Origin of the sequence: Novosphingobium sp. PY1 (assembly GCF_017312445.1) — a bacterium.
In the GTDB taxonomy this organism is placed as follows: domain Bacteria; phylum Pseudomonadota; class Alphaproteobacteria; order Sphingomonadales; family Sphingomonadaceae; genus Novosphingobium.
In genome coordinates this window covers 14,890-34,406 of the sequence record NZ_BLTI01000010.1, presented here as the reverse complement: position 1 = coordinate 34,406, position 19,517 = coordinate 14,890, and the positions used below count along the sequence as shown (strand labels likewise).

The 19,517-nt window shown below is 62.5% G+C and carries 19 protein-coding genes; 11 read left to right on the top strand and 8 right to left on the bottom strand.

From position 1 onward, the window contains the following. Positions 1–86: 86 nt before the first annotated feature. A complete protein-coding gene (locus J3474_RS17325) occupies positions 87–848 on the bottom strand; it encodes an SDR family NAD(P)-dependent oxidoreductase (RefSeq protein WP_054948259.1) in 762 nt (253 codons plus the stop codon). Positions 849–1,010: 162 nt separating this feature from the next. Here J3474_RS17325 and J3474_RS17320 point away from each other — a divergent pair, with 162 nt between their 5' ends. Together J3474_RS17320 and J3474_RS17315 are read left to right on the top strand one after the other, a co-directional pair. Continuing rightward, the gene (locus tag J3474_RS17320; protein WP_079731879.1) at positions 1,011–1,820 is read left to right on the top strand and encodes an SDR family NAD(P)-dependent oxidoreductase; all 810 of its coding nucleotides are present in this window, start codon (positions 1,011–1,013) and stop codon (positions 1,818–1,820) included. Beyond that, a complete protein-coding gene (locus tag J3474_RS17315) occupies positions 1,817–3,286 on the top strand; it encodes an FAD-dependent oxidoreductase (RefSeq protein WP_207095001.1) in 1,470 nt (489 codons plus the stop codon). Before J3474_RS17320 ends, J3474_RS17315 begins: the two co-directional genes overlap by 4 nt. A gap of 168 nt (positions 3,287–3,454) precedes the next feature. Here J3474_RS17315 and J3474_RS17310 read toward each other — a convergent pair whose 3' ends face one another. Continuing rightward, positions 3,455–5,092: an AMP-binding protein gene (locus J3474_RS17310; RefSeq protein WP_207095000.1), complete on the bottom strand. Its 1,638-nt coding sequence runs from the start codon at positions 5,090–5,092 to the stop codon at positions 3,455–3,457. A 199-nt stretch (positions 5,093–5,291) separates the two neighbouring features. Between J3474_RS17310 and J3474_RS17305 the strand changes: the two genes are divergently transcribed. From J3474_RS17305 to J3474_RS17295, 3 genes are read left to right on the top strand one after another with little or no spacing between them, the layout of a single operon-like run. Next, positions 5,292–6,470 carry an aromatic ring-hydroxylating dioxygenase subunit alpha gene (locus tag J3474_RS17305; RefSeq protein WP_041558833.1) on the top strand — a complete coding sequence of 393 codons (1,179 nt, stop codon included), beginning with the start codon at positions 5,292–5,294 and terminating at the stop codon, positions 6,468–6,470. Positions 6,471–6,505: 35 nt separating this feature from the next. Then, positions 6,506–7,297, top strand: coding sequence for a sugar phosphate isomerase/epimerase (locus tag J3474_RS17300; RefSeq protein WP_207094999.1), 792 nt, complete (start codon positions 6,506–6,508; stop codon positions 7,295–7,297). After that, positions 7,294–7,653, top strand: coding sequence for an EthD domain-containing protein (locus J3474_RS17295; RefSeq protein WP_013832628.1), 360 nt, complete (start codon positions 7,294–7,296; stop codon positions 7,651–7,653). The genes J3474_RS17300 and J3474_RS17295 overlap by 4 nt, the downstream gene beginning before the upstream one ends. 22 nt (positions 7,654–7,675) lie before the next feature. On the opposite strand, the gene J3474_RS17290 is transcribed toward J3474_RS17295, so the two are convergent. The 4 genes from J3474_RS17290 to J3474_RS17275 all read right to left on the bottom strand — a co-directional run bounded on the left by J3474_RS17290 (position 7,676) and on the right by J3474_RS17275 (position 10,981). Further along, positions 7,676–8,116, bottom strand: a complete 441-nt coding sequence (locus J3474_RS17290) for a nuclear transport factor 2 family protein (protein WP_207094998.1) — start codon at positions 8,114–8,116, stop codon at positions 7,676–7,678. Between the two features lie 14 nt (positions 8,117–8,130). Continuing rightward, positions 8,131–8,817 (bottom strand): SDR family oxidoreductase, encoded by a 687-nt coding sequence (locus J3474_RS17285; RefSeq protein WP_013832630.1) that lies wholly within the window; start codon positions 8,815–8,817, stop codon positions 8,131–8,133. Beyond that, positions 8,817–10,163 (bottom strand): SRPBCC family protein, encoded by a 1,347-nt coding sequence (locus J3474_RS17280; protein ID WP_013832631.1) that lies wholly within the window; start codon positions 10,161–10,163, stop codon positions 8,817–8,819. Before J3474_RS17280 ends, J3474_RS17285 begins: the two co-directional genes overlap by 1 nt. Before the next feature lie 146 nt (positions 10,164–10,309). Further along, positions 10,310–10,981, bottom strand: coding sequence for a TetR/AcrR family transcriptional regulator (locus J3474_RS17275; protein WP_207094997.1), 672 nt, complete (start codon positions 10,979–10,981; stop codon positions 10,310–10,312). A gap of 196 nt (positions 10,982–11,177) precedes the next feature. Here J3474_RS17275 and J3474_RS17270 point away from each other — a divergent pair, with 196 nt between their 5' ends. The 6 genes from J3474_RS17270 (at position 11,178) to J3474_RS17245 (ending at position 18,108) form a co-directional block, all read left to right on the top strand. Beyond that, positions 11,178–13,382: a TonB-dependent receptor gene (locus tag J3474_RS17270; protein ID WP_207094996.1), complete on the top strand. Its 2,205-nt coding sequence runs from the start codon at positions 11,178–11,180 to the stop codon at positions 13,380–13,382. 148 nt (positions 13,383–13,530) lie between these two features. Further along, on the top strand, positions 13,531–14,853 hold the full coding sequence (locus J3474_RS17265; protein WP_013832634.1) for an SRPBCC family protein: 1,323 nt from the start codon (positions 13,531–13,533) through the stop codon (positions 14,851–14,853). Positions 14,854–14,858: 5 nt separating this feature from the next. Next, positions 14,859–15,416, top strand: a complete 558-nt coding sequence (locus J3474_RS17260; protein WP_232512671.1) for a VOC family protein — start codon at positions 14,859–14,861, stop codon at positions 15,414–15,416. 72 nt (positions 15,417–15,488) lie between these two features. Continuing rightward, positions 15,489–16,835: an SRPBCC family protein gene (locus J3474_RS17255; protein WP_207094995.1), complete on the top strand. Its 1,347-nt coding sequence runs from the start codon at positions 15,489–15,491 to the stop codon at positions 16,833–16,835. A gap of 86 nt (positions 16,836–16,921) precedes the next feature. Beyond that, positions 16,922–17,341, top strand: coding sequence for a nuclear transport factor 2 family protein (locus J3474_RS17250; protein ID WP_207094994.1), 420 nt, complete (start codon positions 16,922–16,924; stop codon positions 17,339–17,341). Positions 17,342–17,343: 2 nt separating this feature from the next. After that, the gene (locus J3474_RS17245) at positions 17,344–18,108 is read left to right on the top strand and encodes a glucose 1-dehydrogenase (protein ID WP_207094993.1); all 765 of its coding nucleotides are present in this window, start codon (positions 17,344–17,346) and stop codon (positions 18,106–18,108) included. Here the strand turns inward: J3474_RS17245 and J3474_RS17240 are convergent. Together J3474_RS17240 and J3474_RS17235 are read right to left on the bottom strand one after the other, a co-directional pair. Beyond that, positions 18,105–18,608, bottom strand: a complete 504-nt coding sequence (locus J3474_RS17240) for a VOC family protein (RefSeq protein WP_207094992.1) — start codon at positions 18,606–18,608, stop codon at positions 18,105–18,107. The two genes, J3474_RS17245 and J3474_RS17240, sit on opposite strands and share 4 nt — an antisense overlap. Before the next feature lie 77 nt (positions 18,609–18,685). Then, a complete protein-coding gene (locus J3474_RS17235) occupies positions 18,686–19,465 on the bottom strand; it encodes an SDR family oxidoreductase (protein ID WP_207094991.1) in 780 nt (259 codons plus the stop codon). Positions 19,466–19,517: the final 52 nt, after the last annotated feature.

Below are 19,517 nucleotides of genomic sequence, written 5' to 3'. Positions count from 1 at the left end.
GGCAAGACTGCCGGATTTTTCAGGACCAAAAAAACGGGCTCCGAAAGGGAGCCCGCCGAAAGTATCCGGTTAGGGAGGATTATCGATCAGAACTGGACGCGCTTGGTGAAGCCGCCGTCGATCACGATGTTGGCGCCGGTCATCGCCTTGCAGGCAGGCGATGCGGTGAAGACGATTGCATTGGCGAGCTCTTCCCCGGTCGTCATGCGGCCAGCGGGAATGGCGCCGACGATCTGGTTGTAGAAGTCGGGCATGGCGTCCTTGATGTGCGCCCAGGGGCCGTCTTCGGTCCAGACCGGGCCGGGTGTGATGCAGTTTGCCCGGATGCCTTCTGCCGCGAAGGACTGGGACATGGCGGCGCAGTAGTTCATCACAGCGGCCTTGATCGAGTTATAGGGCTGCACGCCCATGAATTCCTCGACCGCGCCGGTCGAGCTGATGCACACGATCGAGCCGTCTTCGGACTTGGCGAGGAACGGACGTGCAGCAGCGATGCCGCGGCGCATCGGCAGGATGTCGGCATTCAGGATGGTCTGCCAGCCTTCGTCGGTGTCCTGCCCGGGGTTGGCCGAGGTGAAGCTGATGAAGATGTCGCAGCCGCCCAGGGTGTCGGCTGCCTTCTCGACAAAAGCAGGCACGGCGGCCGGATCGGTCACGTCAAGCGCTTCGCCGTACGCATTGACGCCATGCGACTGGATCTCGCCGATCACGTTGTCGACCTTGCCCTGCGAACGACCGCAGATGGCGACGTCGCATCCTTCGGCAGCCAGTGTTCTGGCGACGACGCGGCCGATGCCGCCATTGGCGCCCAGCAGGATGGCCTTCTTGCCCTTCAGTCCGAGATCCATGTGATCAGCTCCTCTGCCAATGCCGGACATGCGTGCCCGGCTTCTTCGCGAATGCTTCCTTTCGCCGCTGGGGATCATGGGGGCCACTACACTTTTGATCAGGAATGCAGGTCCGGCGCGCGTGCTAGCTCTCTGCTGGACAAGACGATCAAGGAGAGAGCCATGGCACGACTGCAAGGCAAGAGAGCGGTCATCCTGGGCGCCAGCAGCCCCGACAACATGGGTCAGCACATTGCCCGCCGCTTCATGAAGGAAGGTGCGAGCGTGCTCGTTTCCGGGCGCAAGGAAGACGTGCTCAAGCAGTTTGCCGAAGAGACCGGCTGCGAATGGGTGCCTTGCGACCTGACCGACGAGGCCAGCGTCAATGCCCTGGCCGATGCCGCGCAGGCGAAGCTTGGCGGTATCGACATTGCCGTCAACGCGACCGGCTGGGGCCTGCTCAAGCCGTTCCTCGACACGACGCACGAGGACCTGGTGGCGATGACTGACCTTCAGTACATCGGTCCTTTCCATTTCTGTCAGGCGATGCTGCGCAAGATGATGCGCAGCAATGGCGGCGGGGGCGGCTCGATCATCCAGATCAGCTCGGCGACTGCCACGATCATGCTCAACGACCATGCCGCCTACATGGGAACCAAGGCGGGCACGGACCATGTGATCCGCTGCGTGGCCCACGAATTCGGCAGCGAGGGCGTGCGCGCCAATTCGATCTCGCCGGGACTTACCGACACGCCGATGACCGCACATGCCAAGGAAGTCCCCGGCGTGTTCGACGCCTTCCTAGCCGGATATCCGCTTGGTCGGATCGGCACTTCGGACGATATTGCCGCCGCGGCCGTTTGGCTCGCCAGTGACGAGTGCTTCATGACCGGCGAAAATCTGCAGGTGAACGGCGGCCTGACCTTGCGGCGCAATCCGATGAACAGCGAGATCGAGGCTGCGGTGGTGGCCGCGGCTCAGGCGGCCAAGTGAGCGAAGTGCAGATTCCCGCGACGGTCGCTCCCGATGCGGTCGACGCCTGGGAGCACGAGGTCGACGTCGTCATCGTCGGGCAGGGCGTTGCGGGAACTTGCGCGGCTCTGGAAGCGCATCGCGCCGGGGCCGAAGTGCTGATCGTCGAACGCGCTTCGGGTGGCGGGGGCGCCAGTGCGATGTCCTCGGGCATCTTCTATCTCGGCGGTGGGACGGCGGTGCAGGATGCCGCCGGCTACGAGGACAGCGCCGAGGACATGGCGCGTTTCCTCATGGCAAGCTGCGATCCGCTCGATCCCAATGCGACACTGGCGTTCTGCCGCGACAGCAAGGATCACTTCGACTGGCTGGAGGAGCAGGGCGTTCCCTTCGAGCGAACCTATTTCCCGGGCAAGGCAGTCTATCTGCTCGACACCACCTGCCTGATGTGGACCGGCAATGAAAAGGCGTGGCCCTACCGAGAGGTCGCCAAGCCCGCACCTCGCGGTCACAAGGTGGCAGGACAGGGCGAGAATGCCGGCTCCGAAGGCATGAAGCCGCTGCTCCAGCGCTGCATCGACGAGGCCATCCCGGCGATCTACGACAGCGCCGTGATTGCGCTGGTGCAGGACGCGGACAGGCGCGTCATGGGCGTGCAGGTCAAGCAGTCGACCGGCACGTTCTTCGTCAAGGCGCGGCGAGGAGTGGTCATCGCCTGCGGCAGCCACAACCTGTGCAAGGAACTGCTGGACGAGCACCTGCCGCTCCTGACCGAGACCTCCGAGCCGCTGGCTATCCCCAGCAATGACGGTGCGGGCGTCAGGCTGGGCATGTCGGCAGGCGGCTATGCGGTTTCGATGGACGGACTGATCCCGACCGGCTCGATCTACCCGCCGGGCCAGCTGATCAAGGGCATCATCGTCAACCGCAACGGCGAGCGCTTCGTGGCCGAGGACGTTTATCACGGCCGGCTCGGCAACTTCGTGATGGAGCAGCCGGGGCAGACTGCCTACCTGATCCTCGACAGCGAGGTCTTCGCTTACCCTGAAAACCCCTTCGCGAAGCATCAGCTGGTCGACGGTTGGGAAACGATCGAGGAGATGGAGGCGGGACTGAACCTGCCGACCGGATCGCTGGTCAGGACCATGAGCGAATACAACGGAGGCGCTGCCAAGGGCGAAGACCCTCGCTTCCACAAGCACGCCGACTGGCTAAAGCCGCTCGATGTCGGGCCCTATGCCGCGTTCGATATCAGCTTCGACAAGTCGACGTACCTGTTCATCACGCTGGGCGGGATCAAGACCGACGAGCAGGGAAGGGCGCTGGACTTGCGCTCCAACGTCATCCCCGGGCTATACGTCGTGGGCGCGAGTGCGGCGCACATTCCGCGCACGGGCAAGGCCTATGCCAGCGGCCTGAGCCTCGGTCCGGGCAGCTACTTCGGCCGCCGCGCCGGACGCCACGCGGCGGGGGCGAACTGGGGCTGATACTGAGACTCTTGCCGTTGCCCCGGACTTGATCCGGGGCCAGCCTTTTTCGTGTGGTTGTGGGCAACACGCGCGGTTCCAGCCTGCGCCGGGACGACGGAAGGGTTGCGTTCAACGCCAAGGTCCCTGGCGGAGCGATCCAGACGCTCGGGCGCGTCGGCCCCCGGCTCAACTTTCCGAAGGGGCCGCGATGCGTTCCTTCACGTCGGCACGCAGGATGTCCTTGCGCACTTTGCCCGAGGCGGTGCGGGGGAAGTCCTCGCGGAATTCGAAGCGTTCGGGAATTTTCTGCTTGGCCAGCCCGCTGGCGAGCACATGCGCCACAAGATCGTCGGACGTCGGAACGCTGCCCTCGGCGATGATGTAGGCGCACACGCCTTCGCCGAGCCGGTCGTGCGGCATCGCCACCACGGCGGCCTCGCGGACAAGGGCATGGCCGTGCAGCACGTCCTCGATCTCCTTGGCGGAGATGTTCTCGCCGCCGCGGATGATCAGGTCCTTCTTGCGCCCGGTAATGGTGATCGCCCCTTCATCGGAACGCACCCCGAGGTCGCCGGTGCGGAAATAGCCGTCGGTGGTGATCGCTTCGCGGGTCTGGGTTTCGTCGGCATAGCCCAGCATCATGGCGGGGCCGCGGGCAAGGATTTCGCCTTCGCTGCCGTCCGGCAGGTCCTTGTCCTCATGATCGACGATCCGCACTTCGTAATCGACGATGGCGCCGTCGGTGGTTGCCGCAAGGCTTTCCACGTTGGGCCAGCCGAAGGTGACGAGCGGCACTTCGGAAGCGCCGAAGACGCGGAAGGCGCGGCAATTGGCGAAGGCGGCATTGGCGGCCGGGATCAGGTCGTTCGGTACGGCAGCGCCGCCGCACGCGAAGAAGCGGAAGCTGGGCAGGCGGTCGCCGCTGGCCCGTGCCGCGGCAGCCAATTCGACGAGGAAGGGTGTTGCCGCGACCGTTCCGACCAATTGGTGGCGGTCGATCAGCGCAAGCGCTTCCTGCGCGTTCCAGGCTTCCATCAGCACGGTTCGCGTGCCGCAGATGAACGGCGCCTCGAGACCGTTGGCGTAGCCCGAGACATGGGTGACGGGCGAAGGCATAAGCGTCGCTTCGCCTTCGACGAGGCCCCAGTATGCGGCGCTTTCCCGCAAGATCCGGGCGATCGATACATGGCTGTGCAGCACGCCCTTGGGACGGCCGGTGGTGCCCGAGGTATAGAGCACCATCTTGACGCCGAGCGGATCGACTTGCGGCCGGGCAAAGCGCAAGGCGCGGCCTTCCTCGACCAGCGAGGCGTAGTCGTCCGTTCCTTCTCCGCGCACGGTAAAGATGTGCTGCAGCTCGGGCAGGCTGCCCTTGATGCGGCGCGCCATTTCGGCAAAGTCGTACTTGCGGAACGAGGAAGCGACGAAGAACGCGCGCGCCCCGCAATCCCCCAGCATGATCGACACTTCGTGATCGCGGTAGATCGGCACGATGGGATTGATGACGAGGCCGGACATCGCGGCAGCGAGGTTGATGACCATGGCTTCGCGCCAGTTCGGCACCTGGAAGGCGATCACGTCTCCGGGCCTCAGGCCCCGCGCGTGCATGGCGGCCGAGAGCGCCTCGGCTTCGGCGACTGCTTCTGCCCGCGTCATCGAGACGTCGCCGTCGAGCAGTGCGACGAAATCGGGTTCTGCTTCGGCCAGCGCCGTCGCCTGCTGCGCGATGGTACGTTCGTCCCAGGCCCCCGTGCCGGCGTAAGCGGCAAGGTGGGGTGGGGGGATCTCTAGCCATGCCCAGGGAGGGCTCTTCCTCTCAACCATGAAACCTGACTGCCCTTGCTGCGCCTTGCGGCCAACTGTCCAAAAGGCAAGGGAACGAAGCAAGAGAAGATTGCTGCAGCGGCGATCCGGGCTGTACAAGCGATCGGGCCGCTATTTCCCATGGCCTAGCAACTCTAGCAGCTTGTTCGGGATCGGCGTCTCGCACAGGATCGCGTTGAATCAAATTGGGAGAACAGCTTTGGACCGCGTCCAGCGCCTTGGCGACGTCGCCGAAATCATGCTCGATTACGTCGAGAACAAGAAGACCTTCATGACCGACAAGACACTGAAGGTCCCATCGAACAGCTACACAGACAAGGATCAGTTCGATGCGGAAATCGAGCTGATCTTCAAGCGCGTACCGTTACTGCTGGCATTCACGGCCGAACTGCCCAATCCCGGCGATTACAAGGCCATGGACGCCATGGGTGTGCCGGTCCTGATCAATCGCGACAAGCAGGGGCAGGTGCGCGCCTTCCTCAATGTCTGTTCGCACCGCGGGGCGCCGGTCGCCGATCAGGGCAAGGGCAACTGCTCGCGCTTCACCTGCAAGTACCACGCCTGGACTTACGGCGCCGACGGCCGCCTGCTCGGCATTTCCGAAGCGAGCACCTTCGGCGAGGTCGACAAGTCGCAGATGGGCCTGCGCGTCCTGCCCTGCGAAGAGCGCGCCGGGATGATTTTCGTGTGCCTGACGCCCAATGCGCCGATGGACCTCGACAGGTATTTCCGCGGCTACCTCGAAGATTTCGAAGCGCTCGACTTCGCCAACTGGACCTACCTGGGCAATCGCACGATCGAGGGTGCGAACTGGAAGATCGCATTCGACGGATACCTTGAAGGCTATCACTTCCAGTCTTTGCACCCGGAAACGATTTTCCCGCGCACCCCGTCGAACACGATGCATTACGAAGGCTTCGGCCCGAACATGCGCATCGGCTTCCCGCAGCATTCGATCGCCGATCAGCTCAAGGACGTCCCGCGCGAGAAGTGGGGCGAGTGCGAGAACAACGGCTACGACTTCGTGCGCATCTTCTTCCCCAACGTCTCGATCTTCGTCGCACCGGAAATCACCCAGATTGCCCAGCTGTTCCCCGGGCCGACGCCGGATCGCAACCGCACCGTCCTCAATTACCTGCGCCGCGAGCCGGTGAAGGACGAAGCCGACCGTGAGAAAGTCGAGGCGGCGATGAACTTCTTCCGCGATGTGACGTACGAGGAAGACTACGTGATCGGTCTCGAGATCCAGAAGGGACTCGAGAGCGGGGCGCATGACGACATCACGTTCGGTCGCAACGAACGCGGCAACCAGTTCTTCCACGAATGGCTGAACTGGTATCTCGAGGACGACGAGACGCTTCCCGAACCGCAGATGTAAACAGTCGGGCGCAAGGCCACCGGGGAGAGGATTTCATGCACCGTATTTCACTTGCCTCGGGTGTCCTTCCCGAGTTCGGTCCGGTCGACATCGTCGAGGCCGCCGCCGCGGGCGGATTCGACGAGGTCGGTATCTGGGTCGAACCGGGCGAATGGACCGAGAGCACCACGCGTGAAACCCGGGCCGCGCTGGCGGCTACGGGGCTACCGGTGCTCGATGTCGAAGTCGTGTGGATCAAGCCCGAGACTTCGCTAGACGTTCACAAGCGCGTGCTGGATGTTGGTATGGAACTGGGTGCGAAGAACGTCCTTTGCGTTTCTTCCCATCACGACGCGGGGGTGACGGTAGAGCAGCTGGCAGCGCTGTGCCGCCATGCCGAGGGCACGGGAATGCGCGTTGCGCTGGAATTCGGGATATTTACCGAGGTGAAGAATCTGTCGCAGGCGCTGGGCGTCCTCGACCGGGTTGCACATCCCTTGCGGGCCTTGCTCATTGACCCGATCCACGTCGATCGCTCGGGAACCACGGTGGCCGAGATCGCTGCGCTCGACCGGGCCTTGCTGCCCTATGCGCAGCTCTGCGACGCCCGCGCCGAGCGGCCCGCGCCAGACGATTTCGATGCCGTGATCATCGACGCCATCGACTTGCGTGAACAGTGCGGGGAGGGCGTGCTGCCGCTTGCGGCGATGCTGGAGGCGCTGCCGCCGCAGATCCCGCTGTCGATCGAACTGCGCTCTGCTGCCTTGCGCGAGGCGTTCTCCCACCCGGCGCTGCGGGCGAAAGCCGTGGCCGATGCGACCCGCAGTTTCCTGGAGACGCTGGCATGACCGTGACCGTCATCACCCTGCTCAAGCGCCGCGAGGGCATGAGCCGCGAGGATTTTCGCGACTATTACGAGACCAGCCATCGCCATATCGGCGAGAAGGTGCTGTCGGGCTATGCCACCCGGTATGTCCGCCGCTTCCTTACGCCCACGGACGGGGTGGACCAGACCTGCGATGCGGATGTGGTCATGGAGATCGATTTCCCCGACGAGGCCACGCGCGATGCGTGTTTTGCCGCGATGGGCGATCCGGAAACGATCGCGATGATCGTCGAGGATGAGAAAAAGCTCTTCGATCGTTCGCGCATCCGGACCTTCAGCGTAACGGAAGCGGTTTCGGACCTGCCTCCCGTCGGCTGAAAGCCCGGATGGGCGATGCCGATCAGTCCTCGGCGGTGTGCATCGTCGTGTATTCGCGGCGGGTGAACAGCCACTTTCCGTCGATCTTTGCCAGTTCGTCGACATAGCGGCCCCGAACGCGAAGCGTCTTCTTCGTCGCGGGGTCCTCGAAGATTTCCGAGGTGTAGGAGATCGACGTGGCGCGATTGCCGTCAACATTGATCTCGCCGGGATGGGCGACGTAGATCATCGGCTTGGTGCAGTTGTCGAGGCCATAGTGCTTCATGGACTCGACCCAGCCAGAAACGATGGCTTCCTTGCCGGTGAAACCGCCTAGGTCCGGATACTCGGGCAAGGCCCAGAAGGCATCTTCGGCCCAGGTCGCGGCCCAGGTCTCTGCATTCTTGGTCATCACGCCGTGGGCATATGTCTCGATCGTTTCGCGGATGAGCACGCGGTCTTCGAAATTGCCGGTAAAGGCCATTGCTTCGATCTCCCTTACCAGGCGTGTTCCTCGCCGTTCCACTTGTAGAAGTCACCCGACTTGTCGAGCGTCCAGCCTTCGGCGAGAGCGACGATCTGGCGCGCGCTTTCTTCCGGGCTGATATCGGCATTGGGGCCGCCCATGTCAGTCTGGACGTAGCCGGGGTGGATCAGGCCGATGACGATGCCGCGGTCCTTTAGGTCGATGGCCACCGAACGCATCATCCGGTTCAGCCCGGCCTTGGTCGCGACATAGGGATAGTAGCCGCCATAAGGCCAGGTAGAGGCAGCGAGCTGGCTCGAGAAGTTCATGACCTTCGAGCCTTCGCTCATGCGCGGCAGGAAGGCGAGCATGACGCGCATCGGCCCCTTCAGCATGATTTCAACGGTATTGTCGAAGTCCTTCCAGTCGAAGCTGTCGAGCTGGGCGGCAGTCTCGCCAATCACGCCGGCGACGTTGTAGAGGATATCGATGGGGGCGTCCCCGGTAGAGGCGGCGCCGGCTGCCACCGAAGCGTCATTGCCAACGTCCATTTCATGAACGGTCACTTTGCCGGAGGAACTTTCCGCAAGTGCGTTCAGTTCGCTCGCGCCTCCCGGATTGCGCACCAGTGCGAAGACACGATCGCCTTGCGAAAGATGCTTCTTGACGAGTTCGAGGGCGATGCCTCGACCCGCTCCGGTAATTGCCACATTTGCCATCAGGGTTTCCTTCCTTCGAGCCAGTCATTGAGCACTTCGTGAAAGAAGCGCACGCGCGTTTCCTGGGCTGTCAGGTACGCGTCGGTATAGCCGCGAGAATGCATGCCGGCCTGCATGCCTTCGGCGAGTTCCATGTCCTGATAGACGATCTGGCCCGCCAGTTCGGGGATGCCCTTGCCGTCGTCGAAATCGCGATGCTCGCACTCGGCAACCTCGCGCAGCGGCTTGGGGCCGGCCATGACCGATTCCACCATTTCCTGCCCTTCGACCGGGAAAGCCATGCACCACAGGTCGAAGTAGCACTTCTCCGGGTCTTCCGGATGCGGTTCGCTTCGGAAAAAGACGAGGTTGTCGGGCAGGAAGCTGATCGTCACATTGGGGAAGATCACCGTGTGCGGACTGTCGGTGATCTCCTCGTCGTTCATGTTCTCGTAGTGGACGTAGCCGCGCTCCTTCCAGTCGCGTTGCTTGGCCGCCTTGAGGTCGAGCCAGCCCTGCATCGCCATGTCCTCGTAGGAGGCGTAGCCTTCGGGATCGATCCCCCAGGCCTGCAGGATCATCTTGTAGGGATGCGGCTGGTCCGGCGGCAGCCGGTCGGAAAGGGAGGGGCGCATTGGCTGGACCGTGCGGCCATGGCCATTGGCCCACATTTCATGCCTTGCGGTGTCGACGTCCTGGTCGATCCATGGCGGTACTTGCGGATGCGCGGTGCGGGTGTGGTAGCTCTCGGAGAAATTGTCGGTCACGAACTTCCAGTTCGCGTTGAGCGCGATGCGGTACCAGGCGACGCGCACCGCGGTGTCCATCGGGTAGTTCTTGTACACCGCCGGCATCGGCGCGAGGTATTCCTGGAGCGAGGGACCTTCCTTGGCCATCGTGTACCACACGAAACCGCCCCAGATTTCGCAGCGCAGTTCCTGGAGGCCGAGCTTTCCGCATGGGTTGCCCTGCGGGAAGTCGATGTCGCTATCCTGGGCATGGATCAGCTTGCCGTCGATGCCGTAACGCCAGCCATGATAGGGGCAGGAGATCGCATCGACCGACGACATGCCCTTGACCATGCGCATGCCGCGATGGGCGCAGGAGTTGAAGAAGGCGCGGACCGAGCCGTCTTCCTGCCGCACGGCGATCACCGATTCCTTCATGAAGTCATGCACGACGAAATCGCCTGCCTCGGGAATGTCTGCAGTGCGTCCGGCGATGTGCCATATGCGGGTCCAGAGCATGTCCCATTCGCGCTGCATGAATTCGCGCGAAAAGTAGCGATCGCCGGTGATGGGATCGCCGCGCAGGTTGGATGGATCGCGCCCGTCGAGCGGGGCTTCGAAGTCGGCCGGCTTGTTCATGGGACCTCTCTCCCAAATTGATTCGTTATCGCTTCAAGTCTGGTGGAGGAGGAAGGCCTGCGACACCTGTCATATGTGAGAGAAAGCAGGTCGACGTGCCGGTTTTCAAGCGGGTGGATTGAAAGCCGGGCTTCCCCCCCGGGATTTCAGCGCCGGTCGTAGAGTTCCTGGATGGTGTGCGACGCGAAACGGTGCAGCACTTCCATGCGATCGGTGCCGCCGTAGATCGGTTTGTGCAGGACCATGCCCATATGGATCGCGCTGATGAAGTCATGCGAGAGCTTGAGCATGTCCCAGTGATCCTTCCATTGCGGAAAGGCCTCGATCATTTCGCCAGTCCAGACTTCGTCGAGGCGGCGCGAAGCAGGATTGAAGAGCTCCGCCAGCTCGGTGTCGGTGCGCGCGGCGACCGTCAGTTCGAGATAGGCTGCATATTCCCGACTCTGCGCCGAGCTCCAGTGCGCCTCGCAGGCAAGTTCGATGATCGCTTCGCCCTGCCGGTTGGCGAGGATGTCGAAATAGTCCGACAGGTATGCGCGCATCCGTTCGAAGACGACATGCTCGACGACCGCACTGACGAGCTCCAGGCGCGTCGGGAAATGATGGTGCATGGCCCCGCGCGAAACGCCGCTGCGTGTGGCGACGGCCGCGGTGGTGAGGCCGGTATAGCCTTGTTCGAGAAGGCAATCGACGGCGGTCGATACCAGCTTCTCGCGCATCCTGGCGCTCTTGCGCTGTTGCCACTTCGCGGGTGGCTCGGACACGTGATCCGGTCGCAGGGCGCTCAACATACGGTCCTGCAGTGCTTCGATCGTCATTCATACCCCCGGAGTTATGCGCCAGAAATTGCCCGAGGTTCCTTGGCGCGCAATACCTAGTCAAAGTGGCAGGTGGGCTGACGCGGCAAGGTATAGCATAAAAACCGGCAGGGCAGCCGGTTATTTTCGGTCACCCTGATTTTCCCAATCCACGCATCAAAAATGTGGACGGAACGACAAGAGGGGAGTGAGAGGCATGAAGAGGGCACTATCGTATCTGTTGCTGGGGACCTGTTGCGCCGCCATCGTGCAGGCGCCGGCCTATGCGCAGCAGAGTGAGGAATCCACCGGCGGACTCAAAGAGATCGTCGTTACCGCCCAGAAGCAGGCGCAGAGCCAGCAGGATGTTCCGATTTCGGTGACCGCTGTCACTGGCGAAAGTCTTGCCGCAGCGCAGGTCAACAATGTCGCTGACTTGTCCAACTCCATTCCGAACGTGCAGATCAACACGTTCTCCAACTCGCCGGATTCGGCCGTTTTCACCATTCGCGGCGTCGGTGTCAACGATGCCGACCCCTATGTCGGCACGACGGTTTCGGTGGTCGTCGACGGCGTCGTCGTCGGCGTCAACACCGCAGCGCTGCTTTCGCTGTTTGACATCGACCGGGTCGAGGTGCTGCGCGGACCGCAGGGCACCCTGTTCGGCGCCAATACGACAGGCGGCGTCATCAACGTCGTGACCAAGCAGCCGACCGGCGAACTGGGCGGCGAATTCGAAGCGGTTTACGGCAACTACAACCATGTCGAGCTCAATGCCGCGCTGAACTTCCCGATCGCCGACAGCCTTTCGGGGAAGATCAGCGTCCTGCACAATTCGATGGACGGCTACTTCCGCAACTACGCGGACAATCGCCGCATCGGCGAGCGCAACATCACCTCGCTGCGCGGTTACCTCAAGTATGCCCAGGGCAACTACGATGCGACCGTGATCGGCGAATATGTGCGCAGCCGCAACGGTTCGCAGACGGGCATCCTGCTCGCCGGCCCGGGCGAACTGTTCTACGTTCCCGGCGAGACCGAAAAGGCCTTCGATTTCAAGCGCGGTCTCAGCTACGACCAACCCGACGCGAACGATCGCGATTCCTATTCGATAACGCTGACGCAGAACCTGTCGACCGGCATCGGCGACTGGACCTCGATCACCAGCTATCGCGACTATGACAACGACCTCTATTCGGACGACGATGCGACCACGCTGGTGCTTCTGCAGACGCACCGCCGGATCAAGCATCACCAGTTCAGCCAGGAACTGCGCGACCTGGTCGACATCACCGACAGCACCCGCCTGATCGTCGGCGGCTACTACTTCCGCCAGCACTACACGCTGGACCAGCAGGGCAAGCTCGACGGCTTCCTGCCGGGTCTCGGCCAGCCGCAGACGCAGGAGCAGACCAACTGGTCGATCTCAGGCTTCGCGCAGCTTTACCAGGACATAACGCCCGACCTGCGCCTGCAGGCCGGCATTCGCTATAGCCATGAAAAGACCGACGCGGTTTCCACGACGGCCAACACCATCAATCCGGACGGGGTCGCGACTTTCGACGATCCTCTGATCCCGGGCTCGCTGATCGTCGCGAGTGGCAAAAAGGCATGGAACAACGTCGGCTGGAAGGTCGGGCTCGACTACAAGGTCACGCCTGACGTCATGTTGTACAGCTACTATGCGCGCGGCTTCAAGTCGGGCGGCTTTACCGGGCGCATCGTCTTGGCCGAGGACATCGGTCCGTTCGATCCCGAAAAGCTCGACACTATCGAAGCCGGGTTCAAGGCAGACCTGCTCGACCGCCACCTGCGCGTGAACCTCGCCGCATTCTACAATTTCTACAAGAACATGCAGGTGGTGCAGAACATTACCTATCCCTCGGGCGCGAACTCGGCATCGATCGCCAATGCGGGCAAGGCTGAAACGAAGGGCTTCGAACTGGAGATCACCGCCGCGCCGGTGAATGGGCTGACCCTGACCGGCGCGCTGGCCTACCTCGATGCCAAGTACAAGGAATACGACACCCAGATCCTGGACCCGGCAACGGGCGGCCTGGTTCCGGCTTCCTATGCCGGAAACAGCCTCATGAACTCGCCGAAGTGGAACGCCTCGTTCGGCGCCAACTGGCAGATGGCGCTTGGAAATGGTACACTGACCGCGAACGGACTGTACAGCTACACCAGCTCCAAGTTCACCAGCTATACGAACCTTCCGGTGGAACGTGTCGGGCCGGTAGAGCTGGTCAATGCCAGCCTGAACTGGGGGCCTGACGATGCCGGCTGGAAGATCGGCATTTACGGCCGCAACCTGTTCGACGAGAAGTATTTCAACCAGAAGCTGAGCCTGGCCGGCATCGGTACGTTGGCCTCGCTCGGGGCGCCGCGCGAATACGGCGCGACCTTCCGTTACAGCTTCTGACAATGGGAGAGGCAAGGTTGCTCGATAGGACGCAATCGCGGGGTTTCGGCCCCGTCGCGGAGATCCGCGACCTTGCCGCTCGCCGCAAATTCGATTTCAGCCCGCAATGCTGGCGGCCAGCCCCCGGAAGTCGAGAAGGAACCAGACCATGAACGTTCAGGCCAATATCTCACGTTATTCGAAGGAGTTCGATCAGCCGGTGCGCGGCGATACGATCACCGCCGATCGCTACATCTCCAAGGAGTGGATGGACAAGGAGATGAAGCATCTCTGGCCCAAGGTCTGGCACCTGGGCGGTGTCCTTGCCGAACTGGAGGAGCCAGGCGACATCATCCGCCACAACTTCGCCAAGGAATCGGTAATCATGGTGAAGCAGGAGGACGGCTCGGTCCGCGCCTTCTACAATTCCTGTCCGCACCGCGGCAACCGCCTCGTCCTTGGCGATGCGACCAGCGTTCCGCGCATCGTCTGCGGCTACCACAACTGGACCTTCGACCTCGACGGGACACTGGCCAGGGTACAGGATCCCGACGACTTCGAGGGCGGTAGCCCCTGCGGCAAGGTGCACCTGTCCGAGCTGCGCTGCGAGACGTGGGGCCCGTTCGTGTTCTGGTGCATGGACGATGATGTCCCGCCGCTGCTGGAATGGCTCTCGCCGTTCCCCGAACGCCTGAAGGGCTATGGCCTCGACAACTGGGTGCGCGTGCTCAACCTGTCGGCGGACTGCGAGTTCAACTGGAAGATCATCCGCGACAACTTCAACGAATCCTACCACCTGCCGACGATCCATCCGGAACTGTCGACCTTCATCAACGACGGGCTGCCCGACACGCTGTTCGAAATGTACCCGTCGGGACACAACTCGATGTGGATGAAGGGCCACCAGGCCACCACGCGCCAGGACTTCCACACTACCGAGGTTCCCGCCCCGCTCGACGAGATCGCGGCGGCCTGGGGCATCGATCCGGCGCAATACAACGGTCATACCGGCGACCTGCGCCAGGCGATCATCGAGGCCAAGCGCAAGCTCGGTCCGGGCCGCGGCTACAAGAACTACGACGACATGACCGACCAGCAGCTGGTGGACTATTTCCACTGCACGCTGTTCCCGAACCTCACGATCACGATGAGCCCGGAGCAGTGCCAGATCCTGCGCACCGAACCGCATCCCACCGATCCGGAAAAGTGCGTTTTCCAGCACTGGTGCCTTTACCCGCCGGTGGAAGGCATGAAGGAAGTCGTCACGCCGATCGGCAACCTGCCGCTTCGTCATGACGCTGAGGCTCGCCACTCGGTCTACGGTGACGGCGTGAGTCTGGGCTTCGTTGCCGACCAGGACCTTTCGATCGGTACCAGCCAGCAGCAGGGCCTCAACTCCCGCGGCTTCAAGGGCTGCATCCTGCCCGGTCAGGAAAAGCGCGTTCAGCGCTTCCACGAACTGCTGAATGACATGGTCCAGGGCAAGGACTGATCTTGGTGAACCTTCCCGCTCCCGGTGTCCCGGGCCGCCATGTCATGCAGGTTGCGCTGATGGTCGACGATATCGAGACCGCCTGCACGCGCTGGACCCAGACCACCGGGATCGGGCCGTTCCTCGTCGTCCCGCACATCGAGGTCGCCGAATACGCCTATCGCGGCAAGAAGGCTGCCGGCCTCGATTTCTCGGTCGCCATCGCCCAGTCGGGCGGTGTGCAGATCGAGCTCGTGCAGCAGCACTGCGACAGCCCCTCCGCCTATCGCGACACCATCGCGAAGGGTGAGGGGGGATTTCATCACCTCGCCATCTATACCGGCGACTACGATGCGGTTTACGCCAGCTATGTCGATCAGGGTTTCGTCGCCGCGGTCGATGGAGAGTTCGGCGGCTTCCGTTTCAGCTATATCGATACCAGCAAATCGATCGGCTGCATGATCGAGCTGATCGAGGAAAATCCGATCCAGACCGATTTCTTCGAGCGCGTTGCCGCAGCCGCAGAGGGCTGGGACGGCGTGACCGATCCTATCCGCCCCGGATTTCCTGCCGAGGCGCAATAACCAGAACGGAAATACAAGAAAAACCCGACCCGGTGCGTCGCGGAGAAGGCCGGGACAGAAGGAAAGTCTGCCATGACAAGATATCTCGAAGTCCCAGAAAAAGCCGCGACCTATCCCACGCACCCTTCGGCCCAGTTTCCCAAGGCGCGCGGTGATGCGATCACCGGAGACCGCTATTATTCCAGGGAATTCGCGGAGCGCGAATGGGAACACATGTGGAAGCGCGTGTGGCACGTGGGCGGGCGTGAAAGCCAGCTCGAAGAGCCGGGCGATTTCATCACGCACAACTTCCGCCATGAATCGGTGATCATGATCCGGCAGGAAGACGGCTCGATCCGCGCCTTCTTCAATGTCTGCCAGCATCGCGGCAACCGCCTCGTCAACGTCGAGGAGGGGGGCGTCGCCAAGCACCTGACCTGCCCGTACCACAACTGGAAGTGGAACATTGACGGCGCTCTCGACGAAGTGCAGGACCCCGAGGACTTTCCGCAAGGTAACCCTTGCGATAAGCTGCGCATGAAGGAAGTGCCCTGCGAAACATGGGGCGGCTTCGTCTTCTACAGCTTCGATCCCAATGCGCTGCCGCTGCAGGAATATCTCGACCCGGTACCGCAACTGCTTGGCAACCGCGATCTGGCGAACTGGAAGCGCGTCGTCTGGCTGACCCTGCGCGTGAACACCAACTGGAAGTTCGCCTCGGACAACTTCAACGAGTCCTATCACATCCCGGCCGTGCACCCGCAGTTCCAGCCGATGATCGACGATCACTACTCGACGACGATCTTCGAGATGTACCCGCAGGGGCACAACCGCATGATCGAGAAACTACAGCCCTCCAGCCGCTACGAAAGTTCGGTCAACGTCATGCCGCTGTGGGCCGACGTGCTGAAGGAATGGGATCTCGACCCGTCCGAATTCGAAGGCAAGGCGCAGGAAGCGCGCAAGGCCCTGCAGGAAGCACGGCGCCGGCTGGGCCCTGAGCGGGGCCATCATCACTTTGCGACGATGAGCGACGATGAACTGACCGACCAGTTCCATCAAACCTGCTTTCCGAACCTGACGCTGACCGGCACCCCCGAGGGCCTGCACATGTTCCGGACCGAACCCGATCCGGAAGACCCCAACTGGTCGACCTTCGACTACTGGTACATGGTTCCCGAGATCGAGGGCGCCGACGAAGTCGCCACGCTCTATGGCATGCGTCCCTACGAGGAGGCTGAGCACGAGACCGCGCTGTTCGGTGAGAAGAAGGCTGCGATCGCGCAGGGCGACTTCCTGTCGCAGGACCTGTCGCTGGCTGTGACCCAGCAGAAGGGCCTGCAATCGATGGGCTTCGACCGCGCCTATCTGGCCGAACAGGAAACCCGCATCAGCCGCTTCCACGAGGTCATCAACGACTATCTCGAAGGGCGCCGCTGATCGCCTGATATTCCCCTCGGGGCCGGCAGCCGGGCAGGTTGCCGGCCCCATTTCCCAAGATGCCAGACCTGAGAGGATTACCGTAGATGACCGCTTGCCCGATCGAGGATCGCCTCGCCATTCAGGACCTGTTGATCTCCTACGCTCACGCGGTGGACAGTCTGCACGACATCGACGGCATTCTCGACGTCTTTGTGGAGGACGCGGTGTTCGACCTTTCGGGCATCAATTTCCCCAGCCTCAATGGACACGGTGAGATCCGCAAGTTCTTCGAGGACACTTTCGAGGTGATGTCGGCCCATGGCCATTACCTGACCAACTTTGCAATCACCGCCTATGACGGCGATACCGCATCGATCCGCGCCTACGTGATCGGCTTGGGCAAGTACAAGGCGGGCGGCGGGATTACCGTGAACGGTCGCTATTACTTCGACGTCAAACGCACCGATGCGGGCTGGAAGGCCACGCGCTACACGATGGATTTTCTCATTCCTATCGAGGCATGATCATGGCCGGGACGGGCAGGATCGCGGGAAAGGTCGCACTGGTCACCGGGGCGGCCTCCGGTCTTGGCGAGGCGATTGTCCGCCGCTTCGTTCAGGAAGGCGCGCATGTCGTGCTGGCCGACATCGACGAGGCAGGCGGGCAGGTACTGACCGATGAACTGGGCGAGGCGGCGGCGTTCGTGAGGCTCGACGTTACCAGCGAAGCCCAGTGGATCGACGCCTTCGAACGCGTCGAGGCGCTTCATGGCCGGATCGACGTGCTGGTCAATTGCGCGGGGATCACCACCATCGGTTCGGTCGAGGACCTCGCGCTCGATGCCTTCCGGCACGAGCTGGACGTGGATCTTGCCGGCGTATTCCTGGGCTGCAAGCACGTCATCGCGCTGATGAAGCGCACCGGCGGGTCGGTGATCAATATTGCGTCGATGGCGAGCATTCGTGCCGCGCATTATCTGGCCGCCTACAATGCGGCGAAGGCGGGCGTTACGCACATGACCAAGTCGATCGCGCTGCACTATGCCCGCGAGAAGTACGGCATGCGGTGCAATTCGGTGCATCCGGGCGTGATCCATACTCCGATCCTCGACAAGGTTCTGGCTCAGTCGGACAATCCCGATGCCCTTTACGCCGAGTGGGTGGCCGGCCATCCCATCGGCCGTATCGGCCAGCCCGATGAAGTGGCCGCCCTGTGCCTCTATCTCGCCAGCGACGAAAGCGCCTTTGCAACGGGGGCGGAATTCGTCATCGATGGGGGCTCGTCGCTTTAGATCGGCAGGATTTCCGGGGTCTCGTGGATTTCCAGGATCTCGAACACGTTGCCGAAGAAGTCGCGGCAGTAGGTTCCGGAGTAGCCGTGTTTGGTCCCGTCGGCATCGACGGTGATCGATGACATGTCGGGCGGCGCATGGACCGGCAGGCCCGCCGCGACGATGCGTTCGTGCACGGCTTCCAAATCCTCCACCTGTATCGCGAAGTGCGTGTAACCATATTCGTTGACCCCGCGGTCGGGGGCGAGCGGGGCCTGCCTGGGGGCACTGTATTCGAAGACTTCGATCTGGACGTTGCCGAGGCGGCAGAAGAACTGCCTTGCGGCGCTGCCTTCGAGGCCCACGATCCTGTCGATGAAGGGATTGTCGGCCCAGCTCAGCGGTTCGACTTCTTCCACCGCGCCAAGGATATCGAGATAGAATTCGCGCGCCTTGTCGAGGTCGGGAACCGACACGCCGATATGGTGCATGCCGATCACACCGGGCAGCTTGCGGGACATTGCGCGGGTTCCTTCACTTGGCATTGCAGGGCGGGAGCCGATGGTGCAGGCGGCTCCCGTAGTATCGCGATCCGGGATCAGACCTGGCTGAAGCCTCCGTCCATCACGAGTTCGTCGCAGGTCATGAAGCTGGAGGCCTCGCTGGCTAGGAACACCACTCCGCCGGCCATTTCATCGGGCCGGCCCATCCTGCCGATCGGATGATTGGCGAGGATGCCCTGCATCGCGACTTCGCGCGAGGGGACGGCGCCCATTTCGACGTAGCGGTCCATGATCGAACCGAGCATCGGCGTGTCGATGCCGCCGGGGTGCACCGAGTTGACCCGGATGTTGTAGCCCAGTGCGCCGAACTCGGCGCCAAGGCACTTGGTCAGCATCTTGATCGCGGCCTTGCTGGTGCAATAGGCGGCGTTGAACGGCGCGCCGCGCAGGCCGCCCACGCTCGAGAAATTGATGACCGACGCGCCAGCCTTGCGGGCCTTGCCGCCAGCCTTGAGCAGGTCGAGCATGATCTGCGTGCCGATGATCGCGGAATCCACGTTGATCGCGTTGACCTTGTGGAATTCGGCCAGCGGCGTGTCCTCGAACTTCGTCACGATGGAGAAGCCCGCGTTGTTCACCAGCGCGTCGAGACGGCCATAGTTCTCGCGCACCAGTGCTTCCACCGCGCGCCAGTCGGCGTCGCTGGTTACGTCGTGCCTGAGGTAATGGTCGGCGCCCTCGATGTCTGCACTGTCGCGCAAGTCGGTGGCGATGACGGTGGCTCCGGCAGCCTTCATGGCCTTGACGATTTCGCGGCCTATGCCACCGGCCGCGCCGGTGACGACGGCGACGACGCCGGGAAGGGCGATGGTCATGGTCTTTTGTCTTCCCTTGTTGTGGTTACTGGCCTTGTAGTGGTTACTGGCC

What these genes read in the sequence shown, in the direction of transcription:
- J3474_RS17250 (WP_207094994.1), top strand. Translation starts at nt 16,922, where the DNA reads ATGACCGCTTGCCCGATCGAGGATCGCCTCGCCATTCAGGACCTGTTG.
- J3474_RS17300 (WP_207094999.1), top strand. Translation starts at nt 6,506, where the DNA reads ATGCACCGTATTTCACTTGCCTCGGGTGTCCTTCCCGAGTTCGGTCCG.
- J3474_RS17280 (WP_013832631.1), bottom strand. Translation starts at nt 10,163, where the DNA reads ATGAACAAGCCGGCCGACTTCGAAGCCCCGCTCGACGGGCGCGATCCA.
- J3474_RS17245 (WP_207094993.1), top strand. Translation starts at nt 17,344, where the DNA reads ATGGCCGGGACGGGCAGGATCGCGGGAAAGGTCGCACTGGTCACCGGG.
- J3474_RS17275 (WP_207094997.1), bottom strand. Translation starts at nt 10,981, where the DNA reads ATGACGATCGAAGCACTGCAGGACCGTATGTTGAGCGCCCTGCGACCG.
- J3474_RS17320 (WP_079731879.1), top strand. Translation starts at nt 1,011, where the DNA reads ATGGCACGACTGCAAGGCAAGAGAGCGGTCATCCTGGGCGCCAGCAGC.
- J3474_RS17285 (WP_013832630.1), bottom strand. Translation starts at nt 8,817, where the DNA reads ATGGCAAATGTGGCAATTACCGGAGCGGGTCGAGGCATCGCCCTCGAA.
- J3474_RS17325 (WP_054948259.1), bottom strand. Translation starts at nt 848, where the DNA reads ATGGATCTCGGACTGAAGGGCAAGAAGGCCATCCTGCTGGGCGCCAAT.
- J3474_RS17240 (WP_207094992.1), bottom strand. Translation starts at nt 18,608, where the DNA reads ATGTCCCGCAAGCTGCCCGGTGTGATCGGCATGCACCATATCGGCGTG.
- J3474_RS17270 (WP_207094996.1), top strand. Translation starts at nt 11,178, where the DNA reads ATGAAGAGGGCACTATCGTATCTGTTGCTGGGGACCTGTTGCGCCGCC.
- J3474_RS17235 (WP_207094991.1), bottom strand. Translation starts at nt 19,465, where the DNA reads ATGACCATCGCCCTTCCCGGCGTCGTCGCCGTCGTCACCGGCGCGGCC.
- J3474_RS17265 (WP_013832634.1), top strand. Translation starts at nt 13,531, where the DNA reads ATGAACGTTCAGGCCAATATCTCACGTTATTCGAAGGAGTTCGATCAG.
- J3474_RS17255 (WP_207094995.1), top strand. Translation starts at nt 15,489, where the DNA reads ATGACAAGATATCTCGAAGTCCCAGAAAAAGCCGCGACCTATCCCACG.
- J3474_RS17290 (WP_207094998.1), bottom strand. Translation starts at nt 8,116, where the DNA reads ATGGCCTTTACCGGCAATTTCGAAGACCGCGTGCTCATCCGCGAAACG.
- J3474_RS17295 (WP_013832628.1), top strand. Translation starts at nt 7,294, where the DNA reads ATGACCGTGACCGTCATCACCCTGCTCAAGCGCCGCGAGGGCATGAGC.
- J3474_RS17310 (WP_207095000.1), bottom strand. Translation starts at nt 5,092, where the DNA reads ATGGTTGAGAGGAAGAGCCCTCCCTGGGCATGGCTAGAGATCCCCCCA.